Origin of the sequence: uncultured Methylibium sp. (assembly GCF_902826655.1) — a bacterium.
Taxonomy (GTDB): Bacteria; Pseudomonadota; Gammaproteobacteria; order Burkholderiales; family Burkholderiaceae_C; genus Methylibium.
Genome location: NZ_CADEFR010000126.1, coordinates 1 through 2881, shown reverse-complemented (window position 1 = coordinate 2881; position 2881 = coordinate 1). Strand labels below are relative to the sequence as shown.

Genomic DNA, 2881 nt, shown 5'->3' with positions numbered 1-2881 from the left:
CGGCCTACATGGACTCGATCCCGATGGTGATCATCACCGGGCAGGTGCCGACGCCCGCCATCGGCCTGGACGCTTTCCAGGAATGCGACACCGTCGGCATCACCCGCCCGATCGTCAAGCACAACTTCCTGGTCAAGGACGTGCGCGACCTGGCGATGACGATGAAGAAGGCCTTCCACATCGCACGCACCGGCCGTCCGGGGCCGGTGGTGGTCGACGTGCCGAAGGATGTCTCGCTGAAGACCGCGCCTTTCCACTACCCAGCCCATGTGGAGATGCGGTCCTACAACCCGGCCAAGAAGGGCCACAGCGGGCAGATTCGCAAGGCCGTGCAGTTGTTGCTGGCAGCGAAGCGCCCGTACATCTACACCGGCGGCGGCGTGATCCTCGGCAATGCCTCGGTGGAACTGCGGCAGCTGGTCGATCTGCTCGGCTACCCCTGCACCAACACCCTCATGGGGCTCGGCGCCTTCCCGGCGACCGACCCACGCTTCCTGGGCATGCTGGGCATGCATGGCACCTACGAAGCCAACATGACGATGCAGAACTGCGACGTCCTGCTCGCCGTCGGTGCGCGCTTCGACGACCGGGTGATCGGCAATCCCAAGCACTTCGCCTCGGTCGAGCGCAAGATTGTCCACATCGACATCGACCCGTCCAGCATCTCCAAGCGCGTGAAGGTCGACATCCCGATCGTCGGCGACGTGAAGGACGTGCTGCAGGAACTGATCGCCCAGATCAAGGAGGCGCAGGCCCGCCCGGACTCCTCGGCCCTGTCGGCCTGGTGGAAGCAGATCGCCGAATGGCGCGGCCGGGACTGCCTGAAGTACAAGGGCTCGGACGAGGTCATCAAGCCGCAGTACGTGATCGAGAAGCTCTGGGAGCTGACCCGCGAGCGCGATGCCTACATCACGTCCGATGTCGGTCAGCATCAGATGTGGGCGGCGCAGTACTACCGCTTCGACGAGCCGCGACGCTGGATCAACTCCGGCGGCCTGGGCACGATGGGCGTGGGCCTGCCGTACGCGATGGGCATCAAGCTCGCCAAGCCCGAGTCCGACGTGTTCTGCGTGACCGGCGAAGGCTCGATCCAGATGTGCATCCAGGAACTGTCGACCTGCCTGCAGTACAAGACGCCGGTGAAGGTGATCTCGCTGAACAACCGCTACCTGGGCATGGTGCGGCAGTGGCAGGAACTGGACTATGGCGGCCGCTACTCGCACAGCTACATGGATGCGCTGCCCGATTTCGTGAAGCTGGCCGAGGCCTACGGGCACGTCGGCCTGAAGATCGAGAAGCCTTCAGAGGTGGAGCCTGCCTTGCGCGAGGCCATCAAGCTGAAGGACCGCACCGTCTTCCTCGACGTGCGCACCGACCCGATGGAGAACGTCTGGCCGATGGTGCAGGCCGGGAAGGGCATCTCCGAGATGCTGCTGGGCTCCGAAGACCTCTGAGTCCCGGACGCCGTGGTCGCGAGGGCAGGGGGCTTGCCGGCCTCCCGCCAGGAGCGGCCAGGGTGTGCGGGTCCGGTCCAGGAGCCATTCTTTGGAACATCGAAGCGCGTGGCCAAGGGCCTGCGGTTACCGCCGCCGGCCTGAAGAGCGCGAAGGACGATCATCATGAAACACATCATTGCCTTGTTGCTCGAGAACGAGCCGGGCGCCCTGTCGCGCGTTGTCGCCCTGTTCTCGGCTCGCGGCTACAACATCGAGAGCCTGACCGTCGCGCCGACCGAGGATCCGTCCCTGTCGCGCATGACGATCACGACGACCGGCAGCGACGACGTGATCGAGCAGATCACGAAGCACCTGAACCGCTTGATCGAGGTGGTCAAGGTCGTCGACCTGACCGAGGGCCACTACACCGAACGCGGCCTGATGCTGATCAAGGTGCGCGCCGTCGGCAAGGAGCGCGACGAGATGAAGCGCATGGCCGACATCTTCCGCGGCCGCGTCATCGACGTGACCGAGAAGACCTACACGATCGAGCTGACCGGCGATGCCGCCAAGCTCGACGCGTTCATCGAGGCAGTCGACCGGACCGCCATCCTCGAGACCGTGCGTACCGGAAGCAGCGGCATCGGCCGCGGCGAGCGCATCCTGCGCGTCTGAGTCCCCCGCTCGTCCATCCCCAGAGTTTCGACAGGAGAACCCCATGAAGGTCTATTACGACAAGGACGCCGACCTGAGCCTGATCAAGGGCAAGAACGTCGCGATCATCGGTTACGGCTCGCAGGGCCATGCGCACGCGCAGAACCTCAACGACAGCGGTGTCAAGGTCACCGTCGGCCTGCGCCGCGGCGGCGCGAGCTGGGGCAAGGTCGAGAAGGCCGGCCTCAAGGTGGCCGAGGTTGCCGAGGCCGTGAAGAGCGCCGATGTCGTGATGATCCTGCTGCCCGACGAGCAGATCGCTGCGGTCTACGCGAACGACGTGGAGCCGAACATCAAGCAGGGCGCGTCGCTGGCGTTCGCGCACGGCTTCAATGTCCACTACGGCCAGGTGGTGCCGCGCGGCGACCTCGACGTCTGGATGGTGGCGCCCAAGGCGCCCGGCCACACGGTGCGCAACACCTACACGCAGGGCGGCGGCGTGCCGCACCTGATCGCGGTGCACGCCGACAAGTCCGGCAAGGCGCGCGATCTGGCCCTGAGCTATGCGGCTGCCAACGGCGGCGGCAAGGCCGGCATCATCGAGACCAACTTCCGCGAGGAGACCGAGACCGACCTGTTCGGCGAGCAGGCCGTGCTGTGCGGCGGCACGGTGGAACTGATCAAGGCGGGCTTCGAGACGCTGGTCGAGGCCGGCTACGCGCCGGAGATGGCCTACTTCGAGTGCCTGCACGAGGTGAAGCTGATCGTCGACCTCATCTACGAGGGCGGCA

3 protein-coding genes are annotated in these 2881 nt (G+C 65.6%); all 3 read left to right on the top strand.

What is annotated here, in order from left to right; genetic code table 11:
- On the top strand, nucleotides 1–1454 hold a 1454-nt coding region (gene ilvB, locus QZV97_RS20685), incomplete at its 5' end, for a biosynthetic-type acetolactate synthase large subunit (protein ID WP_295647281.1).
- Between the two features lie 165 nt (nucleotides 1455–1619).
- Nucleotides 1620–2111, top strand: coding sequence for an acetolactate synthase small subunit (gene ilvN / locus QZV97_RS20680; RefSeq protein WP_295647279.1), 492 nt, complete (start codon nucleotides 1620–1622; stop codon nucleotides 2109–2111).
- Between the two features lie 43 nt (nucleotides 2112–2154).
- Nucleotides 2155–2881, top strand: a 727-nt coding sequence (gene ilvC, locus QZV97_RS20675; RefSeq protein ID WP_295647277.1) for a ketol-acid reductoisomerase, incomplete at its 3' end; no start/stop codon positions are given.